This window comes from Serratia marcescens subsp. marcescens ATCC 13880 (genome assembly GCF_017299535.1).
Taxonomy (GTDB): Bacteria; Pseudomonadota; Gammaproteobacteria; order Enterobacterales; family Enterobacteriaceae; genus Serratia; species Serratia marcescens.
In genome coordinates this window covers 1682645-1704152 of sequence record NZ_CP071238.1, presented here as the reverse complement: position 1 = coordinate 1704152, position 21508 = coordinate 1682645, and the positions used below count along the sequence as shown (strand labels likewise).

Genomic DNA, 21508 nt, shown 5'->3' with positions numbered 1-21508 from the left:
AATTAGCCCTATTTCATGGCGGCACCTAACCAAATGACACTATATAATCGGGATATTAATGTGAGAAAAACAACCATCCTATTTTTACAACACTGCCTGGCATTATCTTTTTTCGTACTCATTGGTAACGCCAATGCATTTACCTGTAAAACCTCCGACGGCGGGAGCATTGGTCAGGGGGGGTCAATGACGCCGGTCGACGTCAGGGTAAAGATAGGCCCTGAATTGTCCATCGGGAAAAATGAAATCGTCAACGTCAGCCAGGTGACCTGTAAAAACGACGTCGCCAGCTGGAAAGATATTTTACTCACCGGCAGCCCGGCGTTGACGATGAACACCGCCATTTTCGGTACGCTTGCCAACGGCATGACAATCAACGGCACCGACTACTTATCCCCGATCCAATCAGGTATCCAGGTGATGACGATTACCGGCCTAAACAGTGCCAGCATTTCCATCAGGGTTTACATCGTGCTCAACCGTTCGCCGACGCAGGATATCAAGGTGAACAAGGGCGACGTCATCGGCCAAATCAACTTTGAACAAAAAAATGACCAGTCAGGTTGCCCAAAGTGTGGGCCTTACCGGTGGCGCCTGATCGCCGACAACGACGCCTACTTCGTCACCACCAGTTGCACTATCAACAACGGCCAGCAGATTAACGTCGACTTTGGGCAGATCCGCCAGGACTTCCTCACGCAGAGCGCCAGCGACGCCCAACTCAAACAGGACAAGGCGCTCAGCTACCGGTGTGACGATCAGAGCGCGACACAAGACATTTTGGTTCGCATGGTCAGCGATGCCAGCGGCTTTTCCAGCGATTTCATCAAGACCTCCAATCCTAATGTCGGCGTAGCCATGGTGCACAATGGCGCGGTGGTGAAACCCAACAATACGTTCAGAACGCGCATCGTCAACGGGCTGGGCAACGACACCGTCACCTTTGTGCCAGTGAAGAACAATGTGCCTTACACCAGTATCGCCACCGGTCCGATGTCAGGCTCGGCCACGCTGATCTTCAGCGCACCTTGAGACGGGAACCCGAATGAACATGATGAGGAAAACGCGCTGCGCTCTGCTGTTTACGCTGGGTGTGATCAGCGCCGCCCCCCAGGCCGCCGACCAGGGCACCAAGGTCAGTATCACCGCCACCGTGGTGGCGCCTCCGCCTTGCGTGATCAACGACGGGCGCACCATCGATATCGACTTCGGCAAGGTCGGCATCAAACGTATCGACGGCAATCGCTATATGCAACGCATCGATTACAGCATCAAGTGTGAGTTTCTGGATAACAGCCGCCAGTTGAAAATGAAGATCATGGGCAGCGCGGCGGCCTTTGACAGCAGCGTGTTGAACAGCAGCGTCAATGGGCTGGGCATCAAACTGCTGGCCAACGGCAAGGCTTTCGCCATCAATACGCCGCTGAACATCGACTATACCAATCTGCCGACGCTTGATGCGGTGCCGGTGAAAAACAGCGCCGTCACCCTGGCGGAAGGTGACTTCTCCAGCGGAGCCACCATGCTGGTGGACTATTTCTGAAACGCCACGGATGCTGAAAATGAAAAAGCCGCAACGGAAGGTTGCGGCTTTTTCAGGAGCCGCACGCGACGATGCGGCAGCGGTGTCAGAGCATTCAGCCGAAGATCCCGCCGAACCACTGGCTCAGCTTCATCATCACCATATCCCAGATGCGGCTGAAGAAGTTGCCCTCTTTCACCTCTTGCATCGCCACCAGCGGGTGCTGCTCGATGGTCTTGCCGTCCAGTTGGAAATCGATGGTGCCGACCACCTGGTTTTTCGCCAGCGGCGCTTCCAGCGTCGGTTGGGTCAGCTTGTAGCTGGCCTTCAGGTTTTTCATCTGCCCTTTCGGAATGGTGACCGAGGCGTCTTTCGCCACGCCGAGCGGCACTTCGCTGACGTCGCCGAACCACACTTTCTGGGTGACGAACGGTTTATCGGCCTTGATCGGCGTCGCGGTTTCATAGAAGCGGAAGCCCCAGGTCAACAGCTTCTCGCTTTCGCTAAAGCGCACGCGATCGCTCGGCGCGCCCAGCACCACCGAGATCAGACGCATCGGGCCGTCGGTGGCGGACGCCACCAGGTTGTGACCGGCGCCGCTGGTGTAGCCGGTCTTGATGCCGTCGACGTTCAGGTTGCTGCTCCATAGCAGACGGTTGCGGTTAATCTGGCGGATCTTGTTGAAGGTGAACTCTTTCTCTTTATGCAGCGCGTATTCGTCCGGCACGTCGCGGATCAGCGCCTGACTCAACAGCGCCATGTCGCGCGCGGTGCTGTACTGCCCTTCCGCATCCAGACCATGCACCGTCAGAAAGTGGGTATTCTGCAGCCCCAGAGATTTGGCGTAGTTGTTCATCAGGCCGACGAACGAATCCTGGCTGCCCGCCACGTAGTCCGCCAGCGCGATGCTGGCGTCGTTGCCAGACTGGATCACGATGCCTTTATTCAGTTCCAGCACCGGCACCTGATCGCCGGGCTTGATAAACATCAGCGAAGAACCGCGCAGCGCCGGGTTACCCGGCGCCCAGGCGTCTTTGCCGACGGTGACCATGTCTTCCGGCTTGATCTTGCCGGCCTTGATCGCCTGGCCGATCACGTAGCTGGACATGATCTTGGTCAGGCTGGCGGGATCGAGACGGGTGTCGGCATTGCCTTCGGTCAGCACCTTGCCGCTGTTGTAGTCCATCAGAATGAAGGCCTTGGCGTCTACCTGCGGCGGCGCCGGCGGCTCAGCCGCGTGCACGGCCGGGGCGGCCAGCAACAGGATGCCTACGCTGAAGGTCAGTTTTTTCAGGGAAGTGGATAAGTTTTTTTTCATCATGACGTCGCCAGAGTGTCCATTCAAAACCATTGAAATAGCGTTAACTTTCAAACATGTTCACGTTTTAAGCCAACCAGCGAGAGTGGCCCGGTGCGCGCGTGCCGGCCGCAACCCCTTGCGGCGCCCGTAGCGGGTAACACAACGCACCGAAAATGCCCTTGCTGTGAGTTTATGTGATTTATCTTATTTTTGCAGGGTTTAGCATGAATTTTCAGCATTTTTACATAACTGTACGCAGCCCCCCGCTTATCGTTCAAAAAAGCATCGCGACGCGCATTTTTGCATCCGCCCACGGCTACACGGCCAAGCATCTGCACCGCTAAACATCTGCGCATCCATACGTCTAAAAAAGATTAATATATTCCATAATGGCATATAGAACCGTTATTTGTTCTTTTTAAAGCGCTTATCCTCAGCGCTATCATCCGCACAAAGACTTTTATACCGAATAATCCTGGAGATGAGTCATGGCGATCCCCCATTCCGTCATCGAGATGATTGGCAATACCCCGATGCTGGAACTGACCCAGTTCGATACCGGCCCATGCCGGCTGTTCGTCAAGCTGGAGAACCAAAACCCCGGCGGTTCGATCAAAGACCGCGTGGCGCTGTCGATGATCGAACAGGCCGAGCGCGACGGCAAACTGCAGCCGGGCGGCACTATCATCGAAGCCACCGCCGGCAATACCGGCCTGGGGTTGGCGCTGGTGGCGGCGCTGAAAGGCTATAAGCTGCTGTTGGTGGTGCCGGACAAGATGAGCCGCGAGAAGATCTTCCACCTGCGCGCGCTGGGCGTGGAAGTGCTGCTGACCCGCTCGGACGTCGGCAAAGGGCACCCGGCTTACTATCAGGATTACGCTAAACGCCTGGCCGGGGAGATCCCCGGTGCCTTTTATATCGATCAGTTCAACAACCCGGCCAACCCGGCGGCCCATACCACCACCACCGCGCCCGAACTGTGGCGGCAAATGGAGCATGACGTGGACGCCATCGTGGTCGGCGTCGGCTCCGGCGGCACGCTGGGCGGGCTGAGCCACTATTTCGCCGAGGTTTCGCCGCAGACGGAATTCGTGCTGGCCGACCCTGCCGGCTCTATCCTGGCGGACTATCTCGACAACGGCCACATCGGCGAAGCGGGCAGTTGGCTGGTGGAAGGCATCGGCGAAGACTTCGTCCCGCCGCTCAGCGACTTTGACCAGGTCCGCAATGCTTACCGCATCGGCGACGCCGAAGCCTTCACCACCGCGCGCGAGCTGCTGCGCAAGGAAGGCGTGCTGGCGGGCTCCTCCACCGGCACCCTGCTGGCCGCCGCATTGCGTTATTGCCGCGCGCAAACCGAACCCAAGCGGGTGGTGACCTTCGTCTGCGACAGCGGCAACAAATACCTGTCTAAAATGTATAACGACCACTGGATGCTGGAACAGGGTCTGCTGAGCAAACCGCAGCACGGCGATCTGCGCGATCTGATCGCCTACCGCCACGACGAAGGCGCCGCCGTTTCCGCCGCGCCGGACGATACGTTGGCGATCGTACACGCCCGCATGCGGCTGTACGACATCTCTCAGCTGCCGGTGCTGGAAGGCGATCGGGTGGTCGGTCTGATCGATGAGTGGGATCTGCTGAACGCCGTCCAGGCCGATGCCACCCACTTCAGCCTGACGGCCGGCAGCGCGATGACCAAACAGGTCCATACGCTGCAAAAGGAAGCCGGCTACGAGGAATTACAGGCCACCTTCAACCATGGCCACGTCGCGGTGGTGCTCGACGGCGAGCGCTTCCTCGGCCTGATTACCCGCACAGACGTGCTTAACGCCTGGCGCCAAAAATTACGTTAATAAGGACCCATTATGGCCAAGTTTGATACGTTGACCGTTCACGCCGGTTACACCCCGGACGCGACCGGCGCAGTGATGCCGGCGATTTACGCCACCTCCACCTACGCCCAACCGGCGCCGGGCGAACATACCGGCTATGAATATTCCCGCAGCGCCAACCCGACGCGCACCGCGCTGGAAAGCGCCATCGCCGAACTGGAAGGCGGCAGCCGCGGCTACGCCTTCGCCTCCGGCCTGGCGGCCTGCTCCACGGTGCTGGAGCTGCTCGATAAAGACAGCCACCTGATCGCGGTGGACGACCTGTACGGCGGCACCTATCGCCTGCTGGAAAAAGTGCGCAGCCGCACCGCCGGCCTGCGCGTCACCTACGTGGCGCCGGCGGATCTCGCCGGGCTGGAACAGGCGATCGAGCCGGATACCAAAATGATCTGGGTCGAAACGCCGACCAACCCGCTGCTCAAGCTGGCGGATCTGAGCGCCATCGCCGCGATCGCCAAAAAGCATCAGCTCATCAGCGTGGCGGACAACACCTTCGCCTCGCCGTATCTGCAACGTCCCCTGGAACTGGGTTTTGACGTGGTGGTGCACTCCGCCACCAAATACCTTAACGGCCACTCCGATGTGGTGGCCGGCGTCGCGGCAGTGGGGGATAACCCGGCGCTGGCGGAACAGCTCGGTTTCCTGCAAAACGCGGTCGGCGGCATTCTCGATCCGTTCAGCAGCTTCCTGACGCTGCGCGGCATTCGCACTCTGGCCCTGCGCATGCAGCGCCACAGCGACAGCGCGCTGCGCATCGCCCAGTGGCTGGAGAGCCAGCCGCAGGTGGAAAACGTCTACTACCCCGGCCTGCCGAGCCATCCGCAGCATGCGCTGGCGGCACGCCAGATGACGCGCTTCGGCGGTATGATCTCGGTACGGTTGAAAGGCGACGACGCCTATGCGCGCCGGGTCATCCAGCGTTCGCGCCTGTTCACCCTGGCGGAAAGCCTGGGCGGCGTGGAAAGCCTGATCAGCCAGCCGTTCAGCATGACGCACGCCTCCATTCCGCTGGAACAGCGCCTGGCAACCGGCATCACGCCGCAGCTGGTGCGCCTGTCGGTAGGGATAGAGGATGTGGAAGATCTGATCGCCGATCTGCAGCAGGCGCTGGCGGAATAATCGCCGCATCAGCGCACGATCAGCCCGGCCGACGCGCCGGGCTTTTTTACGCCCGGCGTTCAGACGCCGATGACGTCCTGATAAAAACGGTGCGCCACATCGGGATGGGAGCGGATGCGGCCTTTCAGGTAGTTATACCCCACGTCGCGCAGCAGCGGGTTGAGCGGATCGCTGGCCGGGCCGCGCGCCTGCGCCGCCAACTGCGGCGGCAATTGATACAGCGGCACCACCGCGTCCAGCCGTGCGCCGAGGAAGAACGCGATCGACAGCCTGTCGCGCCCCGCCGGCGGCGTTTCCACCCGGTGCACCGTGGCGCGCAGATAGCCGTTGGTCGCCAGTTCCAGCAGCTCGCCGATGTTCACCACGAAAGTGTCTTCACGCGGTTGGGCGTCGATCCACCGCCCTTCGCTCACCTCCACCTGCAGCCCTTTTTGCGCGTCCTGCAGCAGGAAGCTGAGAAACCCGGAGTCCTTGTGCGCGCCGACGCCCTGTGCGCTGCCGGTGGCGTCCCGCCCCGGATAGCGGATCAGTTTGATGTGCTCGTTGGGCTTCTCGCCGTACAAGCGATCGAACGCCTGCTCCGGCAGCGACAGCGCCAAAGCGAAAGCGCGCAGCAGTCGCAGCGACATGGCGGTCATCGCCTGTTGCCACTCCAGCAGCAGCGGTTTCAGCGCCGGCAGCGCCGCCGGCCACTGATTTGGCCCCTGCAGACGCGCCCAGCGCGGCGTGTCATCAGCCAGCGTCAGCGCCGGGCGTTCGGCGCCGATATCGAACTGTTCGCGCCAGTCAGGCTGCCCGCGCGTGAGCTCCGCCGCCGCCCGGTTGTAACCGCGAAAGTGCGGCGAATGCACCATCTGCACCGCCAGTTTGTCGGCTTCCGGCAGGGCGAAAAATTGCCGCGCGGCGTGCTGCAGTCGCGCATTCAACGCGCCGCCTACGCCGTGCCCGCGCAGATAGAAAAAACCGACGTCGCGGGCCGCCGCGCGCAAATCGTCGAGAAAGGCGCGCCGCTGGCGCGCATCGCCGTCAAGCTGCGAAAGATCCAGCAGCGGCAACGTCTTCAGCGTCGTCAGGTGCGTCATCATGCGGTTCCTCTTCTTCCCCGATCACGATCGGGCTGCCGTACAGGCGAATAATCAACATTGTCACTCCCTGGCGGGTAGCTGCATTTGCCCCATAGTTACCATCGCGCTCGCCGGGACGGCCAATATTGTTGCGTTCTAAGTTATGCAAACGTTCAACAAACTGTCGCAAAACCGTCATCAATGTTTCTTATGCTCTGCGCAATTTCGCCGACGCCGCTGGCTGGCGACGTGCGCTATCCGCTATCCTGTAAACAACCTCATACCCTGCCTGCCGGAGAAATACTGATGGATTTAGCCTTATTCGACCTGGATGAAACCCTGATTGACGATGACAGCGCCAGCCTGTGGATCCGCTGGCTGGTCGGCCAGGGCTTCGCGCCGGCGGAGCTGGAACTGCAGGAGCAGCAGCTGATGCAGCTCTATTATCAGGGCAAGCTGTCGATGGAGGACTACATGCAGGCCACGCTGGCGCCGCTGACCGGCCTGAGCGTGCAAACCGTGGCCGGCTGGGTGCAACGCTACATCCGGCGCGACATCCTGCCGCGCGTCTATCCCGCCGCCCGTGAACGCCTGCAGTGGCACCGCGAACGCGGCGACTGCATCCTGGTGATCTCCGCCACCGGCGAACACCTGGTGGCGCCGATCGCCGAACAGCTCGGCGCCGACGATGCGCTGGCGATCGGCGTGGAAATCAGCGACGGCCGCTTCACCGGCCACACCTACGGCACCATGACCTACCAACAGGGCAAGGTGATCCGCCTGCAGCACTGGCTGGCGCAGCATCCGCACCTGAAATTCGAGCACAGCCACGGCTACAGCGACTCCCTCAACGACAAGGCGATGCTGCAATTCGTCGACAGCGCCACGGTGATCAACCCCGACAGCGAGTTGAGCGCGCTGGCGGCGGAGCGCGGCTGGGAAGTGTGCCGCTGGGAGCGTTGATCGGCAGACAAAAAATGCCCTGCGGTGTGACAAAAAGCGCATTGTGGCGTAGGTATTAAGGGTCTTTAATCCGCTAACGGAGTTATCCCATGCTGACCATTTGGGGTCGTGAGAATTCGAACAACGTCAGGAAGGTGCTGTGGTGCGCCGCCGAACTGGGGCTGAGCTATACCCACATCAACGCCGGCGGCGCGTTCGGCAAGGTCAACGAAGAGAGTTACCGCGCGTTGAACCCGAACGGCCTGGTGCCGCTGCTGCAGGACGATGACTTCGTGCTGTGGGAGTCCAACACCATCGTGCGCTACCTGGCGGCGAAATTCGGCGACGCGGCGTTCTATCCGCAAGATCTGCAGGCGCGCGCCGCCGCCGAGAAATGGATGGACTGGACCACCTCGACTATCGTTCCGGCCTTCACCATCGTCTTTTGGGGCCTGATCCGCACCGCGCCGGAGCAGCGCGACATGGCGAAAATCGAAGCGGCGATCGCCACGCTGGAAAAACACTTCGACGTCATTGAACAGACGCTGGCGCACCAGCCTTACCTCTCCGGCGACGCATTCGGCTTCGGCGATATCCCGCTCGGCAGCTTCGCCTACGGCTGGTTCGAGATGCCGATCGCCCGCCGCCCGCGGCCGAACATGGAGCGCTGGTATCAGCAGCTGCGCGCTCGCCCGGCCTATCAACGCGGCGTGATGAGCGAGCTCACCTGACGCGTGCGGGGCGTTACGACGCCCCGACCTTCAGCAGCTTGCCGTCCCGTTCGTCCGTCAGCAGATACAAATAGCCATCCGGCCCGCTGCGCACCTCGCGGATGCGTTCGCCGCGATCGCCCAGCAGCCGCTCTTCCGCCACCACTTTGTCACCCTCCAGCGTCAGGCGAATCAGTGCCTTTTGCGCCAGCGCGCCGATGAACAGCGAATGCCGCCAGGCGGGGAAGCGCTGCCCATCATAGAACGCCATGCCGCTGAGGCCAGGTGAGACTCGCCAATAGTGCAGCGGTTGTTCGGTGCCGGGCACCCGCTCCCCTTTGGCCTCCGGGATCGGCTGGCCGGAATAGTTGATGCCGTAGGTGGCCAGCGGCCAGCCGTAGTTTTTACCCGGCAGCGGGATATTGAGTTCATCGCCGCCGCGCGGGCCGTGCTCGTGTTCCCAGATCGCGCCGCTCCACGGGTTCAGCGCCAGCCCCTGGGGATTACGGTGGCCGTAAGACCAGACCTCCGGGCGTTTACCTGCCTGGCCGACCCAGGGATTATCAGGTGGTATCGTGCCCTCGGCGGTCAGCCGCACCAGCTTGCCCTGCAGCTTGTCGGTCTCCTGCGCCGTCGGCCGCTGGTTGTTTTCGCCCAGCGCGATAAACAGGTAGCCCTGCCGATCGAACGCCAGCTTGCCGCCAAAGTGATTGCCGACCGACAGCTTGGGCTGCTGACGGAAGATCACCTTAAAGTTTTCCAGCCGCGCGCCGTCGTCACTCAGGCGGCCATAGCCGACCGCCGTACCGGCTTTGCCGCCCTCGCCCGATTCGGCGAAGCTCAGGTACACCCGGCGGCTGGCGACGAAGTCGGGCGCCGGCAACACCTCCAGCAGGCCGCCCTGTCCTTCGGCGTAGACCTGCGGCACGCCGGCGATCGGCGGCGACAGGCCTTTGCCTTGCTGCCACAGCCGCAGCCGGCCGGGCCGTTCGGTGATAAGCAGGCCTTGTTCCGCCGGCAAGAAGGCCAGCGACCACGGGTGTTCCAGGCCGTCCTGCAATTGGCTGACCGTCGGCGCGGCGTGCAGCAGGCCGCTGCACAGCAGCAAACCGGCCAGCAGAGTCAATCGGGGCATGGCGTCCTCCTGAAGATGAAATGACCCGTTTAGTGTAGTCCAGCCCATCGGAATGGGTGTTTACATTACATTTCAACGGGTTGCCTTTTAGCCGCAGTGTGCTTAAGTTAATCCATAACCCAGGAGGAAAAATGGACATTACCGTTACCGACGCGATTGACGAACATACCCTCGATGCGATCAGGCAAGGCCTGCGCGCTTACAACCTGCCGCATATCGACGCCAGCCACCGCAAGCCGCTCAGCGTCTATGCGCGCGACGAAGCCGGCACGGTGATCGGCGGCCTGACCGCCGAAACCTGGGGCAACTGGCTGAGCGTCGAGTGGCTGTGGGTGGCGGATACCCAGCGCGGCAGCGGCCTCGGCGGCCGGCTGATGCGCGCCGCCGAGCACGAGGCGCAGGCGCGCGGCTGCCGCTACGCCCGTCTCGACACCTTCAGCTTCCAGGCGCGGCCGTTCTACGAAAAGCTCGGCTATCAGTTGCAAATGACGCTGAAAGAGTATCCGGTGGAACACGAGTGCTATTTTCTTACCAAAACCCTGACTGATTGATGGATGGACAGATGGACAACAAAAGCATGGTGGTGAACTGTGTGGCGTACAAAGCCGGCCAACGGCTGGGCGAAGTGACCATCGACGATATCAGCGAGGTGGTCAAACAGCCGGACACCTTCGTCTGGCTGGGGTTGCGGCAGCCGGAGCCGGCGTTTATGCGCAAGGTGCAGGAGGAGTTCGGCCTGCACGATTTGGCGATCGAAGACGCGCTGTGCGCGCACCAGCGGCCGAAGCTGGAGACCTACGGCGACTCGCTGTTCATCGTGGTGAAAACCGCCCAGTGGGGCGAGCACGACGAAATCGAATACGGAGAAACCCACTTCTTCGTCGGCAAAAACTTTCTGGTGACGGTGCGCCACGGCGCCTCGCCCAGTTACGCGCCGATCCGCGCCAAAGCGGAAGAGAACCACAAGCAGATGTGCCGCGGGCCGGGCTTCGCCCTCTATTCGGTGTTGGACTTCGTGGTGGATAACTACCGCAGCGTGGTGACGCGCTTCGAGAGCACCATCGAGAACATCGAAGCCAACATGTTTCAGTCGGAGTTCGATCAGGCGGCGATCGAGAACGTCTATACCCTGCGCCGCCACCTGTTGGCGCTGCGCAACGCCGCGCTGCCGATGGATGAAATCTGCAACCAGCTGATCCGCCTGCACGAAGAGGTGATCCCGAAAGAGCTGCGCGCCTACGTGCGCGACGTGCAGGATCACGCGCATCAGGTGGTCAGCAACATCGACGACATGCGCGAAATGCTGACCAACGCCATGCACGTCAACCTGGCGCTGGTGACGGTCAAACAAAACGAAGTGGTGAAACGGCTGGCGGGTTGGGGGGCGATTTTGGCCATCCCGACGGTGATCTTCAGCCTGTACGGCATGAACTTCGCCGACATGCCGGAGTTGAAATTCCCATGGGCCTATCACGCCACGCTGGGGGCGACCGCCGTCGGCTGTATTTTCCTGTATCAGAAGCTGAAGAAATCGGGCTGGCTGTAAGCGCCAAAACGGCGGATTTTCCCGCCGGAGAAACGATCGGCGGGGCAGCCGGATCCGCCGACAGACCCGCCGCTTCAATACAGCATCGGCCGCCGATCGCGATGCACGTGATTGTGGCGGCCGATGTGTTTGTCATCGGCCTCGCCGATATCCATCGATGCCAGCACCATGCCTTCGCCTGTCAGGCTCTGCGTCAACGGATAGCCATCGGCGTCGACGATCACCGATCCGCCGATCCACGCAACGCCGCGTTCCGTTTCGCAACGATCGCACACCGCGATGAACAGCCGATTGACGGCGGCGTTGGCCTGCGCCTTCACCATCTCCGCCGGCCGTTCGCCCTGTGGGCGCGGCGCCAGCGGCCAGTTGACCGGTGCGCACAGCAGCTGAGCGCCGGCCAGCGCCGGCAGCCGCACCCATTCGGGGAATTCAAGATCGTAGCAGATCATCACCGCCAACCGACCAAAGCGCGTCTCGACGACCGGCGGCGGCCGATCGCCAGGGGTAAAGATCGTGCTCTCCTCATGCCACAGGTGGGCCTTGCGGTAAATCGCCCTCACGCCCTGCGCATCGATCAACGCCGCGCTGTTGGCCACCCCGCCATCGGGCAGCCGCTCGCAGAAACCGGCGACGATCGCCACATCCAACTCGCGCGCCAGGGCCCCCCACAAGCTGAGGCTAGGCCCGTCCTCGGCTTCGGCCAACGCCAGCGCCTCCGCCTTATCGCGCAGCACGTAGCCGCTGTTCACCAACTCCGGCAACACGATGACGTTGGCGCCGCGCTGCGCCGCCCGGCGAATAGCCTGGGCGGACAGCGCCCGATTGTGATCCGCTTCCCCTACCCGCAACGCTAACTGGCAGCATGCGACGCTGATTTTTTCCTTCACTCCTGTTCTCCTTCCAATAACCCCTCGCAGCGCAACGCCACCCGCCGTTCGGCTTCGAGATCGAGCTTCCGGCACATTACGACATAAACGCTCCCGGCCACCAGCAGGCCGATCAGAAAAGCGATATCCGCGCCGCCCAGTAAAACAGCAAAGGGACCGGTGTAAAAGCCCAACGTCATGAACGGCACCATCGCCAGCAGGCCGATCGCGTAGGCCGTCAGACCGGAGCCGCCCCAGCGGCCGTAGATCCCCGCCGGGTTGAAGATTTCACCAATCGCGTAATGCCCGCCGCGCACCACGTAAAAGTCCATCAGGTTCACCGCCGTCCAAGGCACCAGGAAATACAGCATCAGCAGCACGAAGGTATTGAAGCTGGCGAGATAGCTCGCCGGGATGGCCAACGCCACCGCAAACACCGTCATAGCGACGACGCCAATGCCGGTCATGCGTAATTTTAACGTCGGCGTCACTTTACGGAATGCGTCAATCGCGCTGAGGCTGGTCAGCATCGCGCCATAACAGTTGACCGCCATGATACCGACCAGCGAGGGCACGGCGATCAGCACAGCCAACGTGCCAAACCCAGGATAGACGGCATTCCCCACCGCCTGTACGCTGCCGATCGCATCGGGGGCCGGTAAGGTTGAAGCCAGAAACGCGCCCAGCGACATCAGCCAAAGCGCCGATCCGGCCGCCCCCAGGTAGGTCCAAAAGATCACGTTGGCAGACGGCGTTTCATGCGGTAAATAACGCGAGTAGTCGGAAACGTACACTGCGTAGCTGATTTGATAGCCGGCGGCGGCCGACAGCTGAATCAAAAAGGCCGCCCACGAGAAATGCCCGGCGCCGACAACGGCGTCCATCCGCAGCGACAACACGGCGCCGACCGTCAGCACACCGAACACCGCCATCATCACATAGGTCAGCCAGCGCTGCACCGCATGCAGCATATCGTGGCCGACGATCGCCAACAGCACGGCCACCGCGATCAGCAACGCATACCAAGGCAGACGGTGCCCCGGCAACACCGTGTTGATCGCATCGGTCGCGAGAATAACGTTGAACACGTTGAAACCGATGTAAACAAACACCACGGCGGCAAAGGGGACGATGGCGCCACGCAGGCCGAATTGGGCCCGCGACTGGATCATCTGCGGCAGCCCCATGCGCGGCCCCTGATTGGCATGACACGCCATGAAGAACGTGCCGAACCCCACGCCGACGGCAATGGCCAGCATCGAATAAAGCGCGCCCAACCCCAACGCCGGGCCGGTGAAACCGACCACCATCGTCGTCAAAACGAAATTACCGGTAAACCAAAACGGCGCCTGATGCCAAACCTTGCCATGCCGCTCGTGACGGGGCACATAGTCTATCGAGCGCACTTCAATTTTGGGGCGTGGCGCCACATTGCGATTGTTCATGTCCCACCTCGTCCTTTCAACGCTCGGTTTGCGGCTGCAGCTGCGCTGCCGGGCGGCTCAGCAAGCTGCCCAACACGAAGGCGACGCCGCCGCCCAGCAGACCGCCGTAGATCGGGCTGTTGGCGTCGATGCCGTGCCAGATCATCAGCCCCACCACGCACAGGCTGCCGGTCAGCATGCTGGCGATGGCCCCGGCGCTGGTCGCGCGCGGCCAGAAGATCGCCCCCACCAGCGGGATCAGCATGCCGCCCACCAACAGGTTGTAAGCCAGCGTCAGCGCCGCCAGCACGTCGCGCACCACAAACGCCAGCCCCAGCATGACCGCGCCCATGAAAAGCGTGGTGAAGCGCCCGGCGGCCAGCCCGCCGGAAGGTTTACGGCGGATGGCCGGCAGCACGTCCTCCAGCGCGATGGTCGAAGACGCCAGCAAACAAGCGCTGGCGGTGGACATCAGCGCCGCCAGGGCCGCGGCGGCCACCAGCCCGCTGACGCCGACCGGCAACACCGCCTGCGCGATGGCGGCGAAGGCGCCGTCGGTGTTGCTGAGCGACGGCAGCACGATCTTGCCGGCCATGCCGATCAGCGCGCCCGTCACGCCGTACAGCACGCAATAGACGCCCGCCCCCAGCCCGGCGAAGCGCGCCACGTTGGCGCTGCGGGCGGTGAACACCCGCTGCCAGATGTCCTGGCCGATCAGAATGCCGAAGAAGTAGATCAGGAAGAACACCAGAATGGTGTCCAGCCCGATCGACGACAGTTGGTAGTAACCGGCGGGCAGCAGGCTGGTGAACGCCTCCCAGCCGCCGGCCTTGACGATGCTCATCGGCATCAGCACCAGCATCATGCCGACGGTCATGATGATGAACTGAATGATGTCGGTCAGCGTCAGCGACCACATGCCGCCCAGCGTCGAATACAGCACCACCAGCCCGCCGCCGAGCAGGATGGATGCGCTGAACGACAGGCCGAACATCACCTGCATCACGCTGCCGATGGCGATGATCGAGGTCACCGCCACCATCAGGTCATACGCCAGCATGATCGCGCCGCTGGTGACCCGCGCCGCCGGGTGATAGCGCCGCGACAGCACCTGGCTGACGGTATACAGCTTCAGCTTGAGCAGCGGCTTGGCCAGCACCAGGCTCAGCACCACGATGCCCATCCCCAACGCGCCGCACAGCCAGACGCCGGAGATACCGTAGGTGTAACCGAGTTTGACGCTGCCGATGGTCGACGCGCCGCCGAGCACCACCGCCGACAGCGTGCCCAGATACAGCCCCGGCCCCAGGTTGCGCCCGGCCACCAGATACGCCTCTTTGGAATTGGCGCGGCGAATGCCCATCCATCCCACCGCGCCTATCACCAGAAAGTAAAACACCACGACCAGCAGATCGAGATTCATGGGTACCTCCACTCCGTAGTTATTGTTATCAGGGGCCCCGACGCAACCGCTCCGCCGGTAGAGTCAGTGCGCCGGCCTCAACGGGCCGGCAGCACGCACAACATTTCAAACAGCAGGTTGGCGGCCAGCAGCGCGGTGTTGCCGGAGCGATCGTAAGGCGGCGACACTTCCACCACGTCGCCACCGACCAGGTTCAGCCCACGGCAGCCGCGCACGATCTCCAGACCTTGCCAAACCGACAGCCCGCCGACCTCCGGCGTGCCGGTGCCCGGTGCGAAGGCCGGATCCAGCCCGTCGATATCGAAACTGAGATAAACCGGCGCTTCGCCCATCTGCTCTCGGATCTCCGCCATCAGCGGCGTCAGCGACCGGTGCCAGCAGGCCTCGGCCGGCACCACACGAAAGCCCTGACGGCGTGACCAGTCGAAGTCGTCCGCCGCATAGCCACTGCCGCGCAGGCCAATCTGCACCACCTTTTCCGGCGTCAGCAGCCCCTCCTCGAACGCGCGGCGGAAAGTGGTGCCGTGCGCCAGTTGTTCGCCGAACATCTCCTCGTTGGTATCGGAATGCGCATCGACGTGGATCAGCCCGACCGGACCATGACGACGGGCAATGGCGCGCAGCACCGGCAGCGTCAGGGTGTGATCGCCGCCGAGCGTCAACGGCGTGCAACCGTGCGCCAGGATCTCGTGGTAAGCCGCCTCGATGCGCTGCACGCTGTCCGCCAGGCTGTAGGGGTTGATGGCGACATCCCCCAGATCGGCCACCTGCAGCCGTTCGAACGGCGCAGAGCCGGTGCCCATGTTGTAGGGGCGGATCATCACCGATTCCTGGCGGATCTGGCGCGGGCCATAGCGAGTGCCGCTGCGGTTGGAGGTGCCGATATCGAGCGGAACGCCGACGAAGGCGGCGTCCAGACCGCGCGCCTGTTCGGCCGCGGGCAGGCGCATCATGGTGGGGAGGCCGGCAAAACGCGGCATATCGTTACCGCTTTGGGGTTGGTTCAGCATGGCGTTTCCTTGTCTTTATCTGCGATGGATTGAAACATTTGAGCAACATTCGCAGGCTACCCCGTTGGCCACCTCGGCTACCATTCCCGCTTTTGCATGTAAACATCGAAAAACGCGATGCAACTAACTTATTGAAGTATTGATTTTTATTTAAAATTCATGCCATAAGGAAGGCCATATCTTCAGCGCCGCACCTATTTCTTCGATGTTAAAAATGGGTTAACCGGCCGACGTTCTGCGGAGGGGGCGATGCTCACCAACCTAAGCGATATCGATCTGAAACTGCTGCGGGTGTTCGTCGCAGTGGCGGAAGCCCAGGGCGTCAGCGCCGCGCAGGAAGCGCTGCTGATGAACCAATCCACCATCAGCACCCATCTGGCCTCGTTGGAAACCCGGCTGGGTTTTCGCCTGTGTCAGCGCGGGCGCTCCGGCTTCCGGCTGACGCCCAAGGGCGAACGCATGCTGATCGCCTGCCGCTCGCTGTTCAACGCCGCCCGCGACTTCACCCGGGTCAGCCAGTCGCTGAACGGCCTGCTGACCGGCGATCTGCAAATCGGTCTGGTGGATAACCTGGTTTCGCTGCCGGGCAATCCGTTCAGCCAGGCCATCAAACACTTCCAGCGCCGACATCAGGACGTGCAATTGCAGTGCCGCATCTGTTCGCCGAACGAGATTGAGCAAGGGCTGCTGCACCGGCAGCTCGATCTGGGCATCGGCTACTTCGGCCAACAGCTGGAAGCGTTGCGTTATCAGCCGTGGCTGGAGGAGACGCAGGCGATCTATTGCAGTGAGGATCACCCGCTGTTCGCGGTGGAAGAACCGGAGCGCGAGCAGATTGAAAACGCGCGCTGGGTCAAGCGCGGCTACCTGCTGGCGCAGCAGCTGTGCCCGATCGCGCCGCCGCATCTGGCGGCGGTGGCTCACCATATGGAAAGCGTCGCCCATCTGGTGCTGAGCGGCACCTGTCTTGGCTATCTGCCCACCCACTACGCGGCGCGCTGGGTGGAACAGGGGCTGCTGCGGCAGTTGGGCGGCGCGGCGCTCTCTTACCGCGCCACGCTCAGCCTGGTCAGCCGCCCCGTGCAGCCCGACGAGGCGTTGAACGCGCTGCTGGAGGATTTGGCGCGCGCCGCACGCCCATCACCTCATCGCTGAGAGGCCAGCGCCCGATTCATGGCAAACAGCGTGCCGGTTAAAGACAGGACGAGGAACCCGATGATGGCCCAGGCGAAAGAGGCCGTCCCGCCCCTGTCGAGCACCATGCCGCCGACCGCGCCACCGGCGGCCACGGCGGTATTCCAGCCCGTCGTATACATGGACTGCGCCACGTCGGCCGCGCGGCCGGAAAGCCGTGACAATGCCGTCTGCGTGAGGGTGGCGAAACCGCCGAAAGCCACGCCCCACAATGCGACGGAGAGATAGACAATCGGGGCCGCCCGTCCCCCACTCCCCAGCAGCACGGCGGCGAGAGCAAAGATGACGATACTCATCACCGTAAGAGATTGGACTCGCCGATCGACCAGCATCCCGGCAATGCCTAATCCGGCAATCGCGCCCAGCCCGAAGATAAACAGAACGATATCGACCCGCTCGGATAACCCCGACGGCTTGAGGAAAGGCTCCAGGTAGATATACAGAATGTTGTGGGCAACGATGAAGGTGAACACCACGAACAGCACGGCGCGGATCCCGCACTGCAAGAAGACGCCGCTCAGAGACGGGCGATGCGCCTTAGCCTGGCCGGGGAAATCCGGCACAATGGCGATGATCCACGCCACGAGCGCGAGCGCCATCAACGTCATCAGGCCAAAGGCGCCCTGCCAACCGATGGCTCGCCCAAGCAACGTGCCAAGCGGTACGCCGAGCACCAACGCCAGGGTGGCGCCGGCGCCGGAGATCGCAATAGCGCGGCCGCCAAGATGAGCCGGTGACATGCGCACGGCGTAACCGGCCAGCAAAGACCAAACGATGCCGCCGAAAACGCCGGCGAAAAAACGCGTCGCCAATGAGACATGGTAATCATGCGACAGCGCCGTGACGAGGTTGACGATGGCAAAACCGCAGATCGCGCTCAACAGCAAGGGGCGGCGCCGCATGCCTTGCGTTAATGCGGTCAGCGGAATGGCGGCGACCAACGCGCCCACCGCATAGGCGGTGATGAATTGCCCCGCCAGGCTTTCAGACACGTTCAAATCGCCCGCGATCGAAGAAAGCACGCCCGCCGGCATGATCTCGGTCAGCAGCGTGATGAAAGCGGCCATCGCCAATGCCAGCAGGCCGCCCAGCGGCAACCGCTCGATGCTCCCGGCAGGCGCAGATATCGTCGTTTGATTCATCAATCACTCCCCATTCAAAGATGTTTCCGCCCATCGCGGATGACGGTTGCATCATGCTGCCCACTCGCCGATAAAAGAAAAATAGGCTAAAGTGAACAACACTCATGACTCAAAAGTCATCAATAGAATGGAAGCCTATGGAAAGCTTGGGTTCTCTCGACGTTTTCGTCCGGGTCAGTGAAAGCCGCAGTTTCACGGCGGCCGGGCAACAGCTGGGGATCTCCGCCTCGGCGGTCAGCAAAACCATCGCCCGGCTGGAGGAACGGCTCAGCGTGCGCCTGTTTCACCGTTCCACCCGCACGGTCAACCTGACGCCGGAAGGGGCCTTGTTCCTGGAAAGGTGTCGGCGCATTTTGAGTGAGGTGAAAGAGGCGGAAGCCGAGCTGTTGCAAACGCGGGGAACGCCTCAGGGCAAGCTGCGCATCAGCCTCCCGTCGCTGGGCACGCTCTTCATGCCAAAACTGGGAGACTTCAAGCGCCGCTATCCTGAGATCGAGCTGGATATTGATTATTCGGATCGGCTGGTTGACGTGATTGAGGAAGGTTTCGATGCCGTTATCCGCAGCGGAACCCCGAGTGACTCACGGCTGGTTGCCCGCCGGCTGGGTACCTGCCGCAAGGTTTTCGTTGGCGCGCCGGGTTATTTCAGCAAAGCGGGTATGCCGCGCAAGCCAGAAGATCTGACAAGCCATGCCCGTTTGCATTATCGCTTTCCCAGCACCGGCAAACTGGATATCTGGCCGCTGGGGGACAAGACGGAGATGCTCCCCGAACGGCCGGCCAGCATGGTGACAAATACCCTCGATCCGCAGGTATGCTTCGCCGAACAAGGGCTGGGCATCGCTTATTTGCCGGAGATCGCCGTGCGCAGACAGCTGGAACAGGGCAGCCTGGTGACGGTTTTGGATGAATACCACCGCGAGAACATGGTCTTTCATGTCCTCTGGCCGTCGGGCCGCCACCTGTCAGTCAAAATCAGGCTGTTCGTCGACTTTGTGACGAGCCATCTGTTCCCGCTTTAAACGACATATACCGTCTTAACTGACCGGCATGCGCGCCGGATCGGGATGCTGGTACTCGAAACCCAGCTCGTTGCAGATGCGGTTGCCGTCCACCAGTCGCTCATCCTGCTCCGCCTCGTCGGCGAACTGCGGCGGCTCCAGGTGCAACTGCTCGGCCAGCGCCGGATAAAATTCGCGTTTGGCCGGATGACGCGGCGCGCACAGGTTGTACACGTGGCCTCCCTTCGGCAGCTTCAGCAACAGTTGGATGGCGGCGATGACGTCGTCCTGGTGCACCAGATTTACCCCCTGCGAACCGCCCTTCACGTCGAGTTTTCCCGCCAGGAAGCGGCCGGGGTGACGATCGGCGCCCACCAGCCCCGCCAGGCGCAGAATGTCCACCGAGGTATTCGGCAATTCATGCAGCCAACGTTCGAGCTCGGCCAACACCCGGCCCGACGGCGAGACCGGCCGCAGCGGCGACTCTTCGCGCAGCGTGCCGGCGGTTTCGCCGTACACCGAGGTGGAACTGGTGAAGATCACCCGCGGCACGCCAAAGGCCATCGCGCTGTCCACCAGCATGCGCACCGCATTGAAATAGTTTTCGCTGCCTTCGACGGTGCGGCGAGCGGGCAGTGTCACCACCAGCGCATCCACACGCAGCAGCGATTCCAGATCGTCCGGATCGCACACCAGCTCCGGCGTCAGCTCCAGTTGGTAGCATTCGATGCCGCTCATGCGCGCGGCCTCGACGCCGTCCGGCGTGGTTTTGCTGCCGACCACGTCATACCCGCGCCCCATCAGCGACAGCGCCAACGGCATGCCCAGCCAACCCAAACCAATAATGGCTACCTTTTTCATCCTCTTCCTCTCCTGAAGATCGCAGCGCCCTACCCCTAAGGCTACGCCACTGCGCACGGCGATACAATCTGCACGGCTTAAGGTCAGGTAAAGCCGTCTGTGGCTAATAACCTAACCTGTTTCAATAAATTAAATTTATGACGTTAAAAAAGGGTTGCGCGGTGGACAGCGGATAGTTTAGCTTAATTGGCATACGGTTTTTACCAGCTTTTGATTAGAGAAAAACACCATGACACGCGTTCAGTTCAACCACCATCATCACCATCACCCTGACTAGTCTTTCAGGCGATGAGTGCTGGAAGACGGTTTGTTAATCTTCCAGTGGCGCGCAGAACGCAAGAGAGAGCCCTCGGAAGATTTCTTCCGAGGGTTTTTTTTTGGCTCCGGACAGACAGAAAAGAATAGTTTTTACAATAAATTCATAAAATTACAGATTAAACAGAGGTTACCATGCTGGACAAGACACGTTTACGGATCGCAATGCAGAAGTCGGGCCGCCTGAGCGATGAATCCCAGGAACTGCTGGCGCGCTGCGGCATCAAGATCAACCTGCAGCAACAGCGTCTGATCGCCTTCGCGGAAAACATGCCGATCGATATCCTGCGCGTGCGCGACGACGATATTCCGGGCCTGGTGATGGACGGCGTGGTCGATCTCGGCATCATCGGCGAAAACGTGCTGGAAGAAGAGCTGCTCAGCCGCCGCGCCCAGGGCGAAGACCCGCGTTACTTCACCCTGCGCCGCCTCGATTTCGGCGGCTGCCGCCTGTCGCTGGCCACCCCGCTCGACGCCGAATACACCGGCCCGCAAAGCCTGCAGGACGCCCGCATCGCCACCTCTTACCCGCACCTGCTGAAGCAATACCTCGACAAGCAGGGCGTGCGCTTCAAATCTTGCCTGCTGAACGGCTCGGTGGAAGTGGCGCCGCGCGCCGGCCTGGCCGACGCCATCTGCGATCTGGTCTCTACCGGCGCCACGCTGGAGGCCAACGGCCTGCGCGAAGTGGAGGTGATCTACCGCTCCAAGGCCTGCCTGATCCAGCGCGACGGCGAAATGCCGGAAGCCAAACAGCAGCTGATCGATCGCCTGATGACCCGCATTCAGGGCGTGATCCAGGCGCGTGAATCCAAATACATCATGCTGCACGCGCCGAGCGAGAAACTGGACGAGATCGTCGCGCTGCTGCCGGGCGCCGAGCGCCCGACCATTCTGCCGCTGGCCGGCGCGCAGAACCGCGTGGCGATGCACATGGTGAGCAGCGAAACCCTGTTCTGGGAAACCATGGAAAAACTGAAAGCGCTCGGCGCCAGCTCGATTCTGGTGCTGCCGATTGAAAAGATGATGGAGTAACGCC

The 21508-nt window shown here is 61.7% G+C and carries 22 protein-coding genes and 1 other annotated feature; of the genes, 12 read left to right on the top strand and 10 right to left on the bottom strand.

Translation table 11 applies throughout. The features are described from left to right. Positions 1-186: 186 nt before the first annotated feature. The gene (locus J0F90_RS08065; protein ID WP_151261897.1) at positions 187-1032 is read left to right on the top strand and encodes a fimbrial protein; all 846 of its coding nucleotides are present in this window, start codon (positions 187-189) and stop codon (positions 1030-1032) included. Positions 1033-1051: 19 nt separating this feature from the next. Continuing rightward, positions 1052-1543, top strand: a complete 492-nt coding sequence (locus J0F90_RS08060) for a fimbrial protein (RefSeq protein WP_227944624.1) — start codon at positions 1052-1054, stop codon at positions 1541-1543. 94 nt (positions 1544-1637) lie between these two features. On the opposite strand, the gene J0F90_RS08055 is transcribed toward J0F90_RS08060, so the two are convergent. Continuing rightward, positions 1638-2843 carry a serine hydrolase gene (locus tag J0F90_RS08055; protein ID WP_015377270.1) on the bottom strand — a complete coding sequence of 402 codons (1206 nt, stop codon included), beginning with the start codon at positions 2841-2843 and terminating at the stop codon, positions 1638-1640. A 467-nt stretch (positions 2844-3310) separates the two neighbouring features. Between J0F90_RS08055 and J0F90_RS08050 the strand changes: the two genes are divergently transcribed. Together J0F90_RS08050 and J0F90_RS08045 are read left to right on the top strand one after the other, a co-directional pair. After that, positions 3311-4678 (top strand): pyridoxal-phosphate dependent enzyme, encoded by a 1368-nt coding sequence (locus tag J0F90_RS08050; RefSeq protein ID WP_033640842.1) that lies wholly within the window; start codon positions 3311-3313, stop codon positions 4676-4678. 12 nt (positions 4679-4690) lie between these two features. Then, a complete protein-coding gene (locus tag J0F90_RS08045; RefSeq protein ID WP_033640843.1) occupies positions 4691-5836 on the top strand; it encodes a trans-sulfuration enzyme family protein in 1146 nt (381 codons plus the stop codon). Positions 5837-5895: 59 nt separating this feature from the next. On the opposite strand, the gene J0F90_RS08040 is transcribed toward J0F90_RS08045, so the two are convergent. Together J0F90_RS08040 and J0F90_RS08035 are read right to left on the bottom strand one after the other, a co-directional pair. After that, positions 5896-6918 carry an isopenicillin N synthase family dioxygenase gene (locus tag J0F90_RS08040; RefSeq protein WP_033640844.1) on the bottom strand — a complete coding sequence of 341 codons (1023 nt, stop codon included), beginning with the start codon at positions 6916-6918 and terminating at the stop codon, positions 5896-5898. Beyond that, positions 6863-7099 carry a hypothetical protein gene (locus J0F90_RS08035; protein ID WP_100225598.1) on the bottom strand — a complete coding sequence of 79 codons (237 nt, stop codon included), beginning with the start codon at positions 7097-7099 and terminating at the stop codon, positions 6863-6865. Before J0F90_RS08035 ends, J0F90_RS08040 begins: the two co-directional genes overlap by 56 nt. 107 nt (positions 7100-7206) lie before the next feature. On the opposite strand from J0F90_RS08035, the gene J0F90_RS08030 reads away from it, so the two are divergent. Both J0F90_RS08030 and J0F90_RS08025 read left to right on the top strand, forming a co-directional pair. After that, a complete protein-coding gene (locus tag J0F90_RS08030) occupies positions 7207-7863 on the top strand; it encodes an HAD family hydrolase (RefSeq protein ID WP_016928389.1) in 657 nt (218 codons plus the stop codon). An 89-nt stretch (positions 7864-7952) separates the two neighbouring features. Then, complete coding sequence (locus J0F90_RS08025; protein ID WP_033640845.1) at positions 7953-8573, top strand: glutathione S-transferase family protein; 621 nt, start codon at positions 7953-7955, stop codon at positions 8571-8573. A gap of 13 nt (positions 8574-8586) precedes the next feature. On the opposite strand, the gene J0F90_RS08020 is transcribed toward J0F90_RS08025, so the two are convergent. After that, a complete protein-coding gene (locus tag J0F90_RS08020) occupies positions 8587-9687 on the bottom strand; it encodes a PQQ-dependent sugar dehydrogenase (protein WP_033640846.1) in 1101 nt (366 codons plus the stop codon). Between the two features lie 131 nt (positions 9688-9818). On the opposite strand from J0F90_RS08020, the gene J0F90_RS08015 reads away from it, so the two are divergent. Further along, positions 9819-10238, top strand: a complete 420-nt coding sequence (locus J0F90_RS08015) for a GNAT family N-acetyltransferase (RefSeq protein WP_016928392.1) — start codon at positions 9819-9821, stop codon at positions 10236-10238. Positions 10239-10249: 11 nt separating this feature from the next. Continuing rightward, positions 10250-11233, top strand: coding sequence for a magnesium and cobalt transport protein CorA (locus J0F90_RS08010; RefSeq protein ID WP_033640847.1), 984 nt, complete (start codon positions 10250-10252; stop codon positions 11231-11233). A 74-nt stretch (positions 11234-11307) separates the two neighbouring features. On the opposite strand, the gene J0F90_RS08005 is transcribed toward J0F90_RS08010, so the two are convergent. The 4 genes from J0F90_RS08005 to speB form a co-directional block, all read right to left on the bottom strand. Continuing rightward, positions 11308-12120: a nitrilase-related carbon-nitrogen hydrolase gene (locus tag J0F90_RS08005; protein ID WP_033640848.1), complete on the bottom strand. Its 813-nt coding sequence runs from the start codon at positions 12118-12120 to the stop codon at positions 11308-11310. Beyond that, a complete protein-coding gene (locus J0F90_RS08000; protein WP_033640849.1) occupies positions 12117-13544 on the bottom strand; it encodes a purine-cytosine permease family protein in 1428 nt (475 codons plus the stop codon). Before J0F90_RS08000 ends, J0F90_RS08005 begins: the two co-directional genes overlap by 4 nt. A 16-nt stretch (positions 13545-13560) precedes the next feature. After that, positions 13561-14946 (bottom strand): sodium:solute symporter family protein, encoded by a 1386-nt coding sequence (locus J0F90_RS07995; protein ID WP_033640850.1) that lies wholly within the window; start codon positions 14944-14946, stop codon positions 13561-13563. Positions 14947-15023: 77 nt separating this feature from the next. After that, positions 15024-15956 (bottom strand): agmatinase, encoded by a 933-nt coding sequence (speB, locus tag J0F90_RS07990; RefSeq protein ID WP_033640851.1) that lies wholly within the window; start codon positions 15954-15956, stop codon positions 15024-15026. Between the two features lie 249 nt (positions 15957-16205). Between speB and J0F90_RS07985 the strand changes: the two genes are divergently transcribed. Further along, on the top strand, positions 16206-17111 hold the full coding sequence (locus tag J0F90_RS07985) for a LysR family transcriptional regulator (RefSeq protein ID WP_016928398.1): 906 nt from the start codon (positions 16206-16208) through the stop codon (positions 17109-17111). Here the strand turns inward: J0F90_RS07985 and J0F90_RS07980 are convergent. Continuing rightward, the gene (locus tag J0F90_RS07980) at positions 17102-18292 is read right to left on the bottom strand and encodes an MFS transporter (protein ID WP_033640852.1); all 1191 of its coding nucleotides are present in this window, start codon (positions 18290-18292) and stop codon (positions 17102-17104) included. The genes J0F90_RS07985 and J0F90_RS07980 overlap by 10 nt on opposite strands. A 137-nt stretch (positions 18293-18429) precedes the next feature. On the opposite strand from J0F90_RS07980, the gene J0F90_RS07975 reads away from it, so the two are divergent. Beyond that, complete coding sequence (locus J0F90_RS07975; protein ID WP_016928400.1) at positions 18430-19314, top strand: LysR family transcriptional regulator; 885 nt, start codon at positions 18430-18432, stop codon at positions 19312-19314. Positions 19315-19329: 15 nt separating this feature from the next. Here J0F90_RS07975 and J0F90_RS07970 read toward each other — a convergent pair whose 3' ends face one another. Continuing rightward, entirely contained in the window at positions 19330-20154 is an 825-nt protein-coding gene (locus J0F90_RS07970; RefSeq protein WP_016928401.1) for an SDR family oxidoreductase, read from the bottom strand. Between the two features lie 229 nt (positions 20155-20383). On the opposite strand from J0F90_RS07970, the gene hisL reads away from it, so the two are divergent. Both hisL and hisG read left to right on the top strand, forming a co-directional pair. Next, positions 20384-20431 (top strand): his operon leader peptide, encoded by a 48-nt coding sequence (gene hisL / locus J0F90_RS07965; RefSeq protein WP_100396937.1) that lies wholly within the window; start codon positions 20384-20386, stop codon positions 20429-20431. Next, positions 20407-20533, top strand: a sequence feature (His leader region). It overlaps the preceding gene by 25 nt. 71 nt (positions 20534-20604) lie before the next feature. Beyond that, complete coding sequence (gene hisG / locus J0F90_RS07960) at positions 20605-21504, top strand: ATP phosphoribosyltransferase (protein ID WP_004938793.1); 900 nt, start codon at positions 20605-20607, stop codon at positions 21502-21504. Positions 21505-21508 lie beyond the last annotated feature (4 nt).